The organism is Intestinirhabdus alba (assembly GCF_009711095.1).
In the GTDB taxonomy this organism is placed as follows: Bacteria; Pseudomonadota; Gammaproteobacteria; order Enterobacterales; family Enterobacteriaceae; genus Intestinirhabdus; species Intestinirhabdus alba.
Genome location: NZ_WMJZ01000148.1, coordinates 1 through 526 on the forward strand (window position 1 = coordinate 1; position 526 = coordinate 526).

Consider the following 526-nt stretch of genomic DNA (forward strand, 5'->3'; position numbering starts at 1 on the left):
AATTCTTTATTGTGGGGACCAACAGCGGCGTGCTGGAGATGGACGGTATTCAGCGTGGGATTAATATTTCCGGTACACGGGATCGTAAAGAATTCGCAAGAAAAATGGGGCTTAGTTCAGATATATATACTGCATTGCCGGTAGACAGGTATCCGCCTAACCCACTGGGTATCTACGATATGGCGGGTAATGGTTACGACTGGGCCAATGACTGGTACGATCCTGATTATTACAGGAACTCTCCTGCCGAAAATCCCAAAGGGCCGGAAAAACCAACATATAAAGATTATGAAGGAAATTATACAAAGGTAATGCGTGGTGCAGATTTATCGGGGCCTTTTAAGGGATTAACAGTTGCCAGATATAGTAGCAAGCCAGATACAGAGGTCACGGGTGATAAAACAGTTCGTTGCGTGGTCAATAGCCTGCAACCAATAAAATAAGGGTATGTATTTTGATGCCGAAGCACTTTGTATTGCTGGCCTCGCTACTGCTGACGGCCTGTGATAATAATAGCGCGGCAAAG

1 protein-coding gene is annotated in these 526 nt (G+C 45.2%); it reads left to right on the forward strand.

The genetic code is table 11. The features are described from left to right. Positions 1-443 (forward strand): formylglycine-generating enzyme family protein (locus GJV78_RS22800; protein ID WP_155110329.1); only part of this gene is annotated, 443 nt, incomplete at its 5' end. Positions 444-526 lie beyond the last annotated feature (83 nt).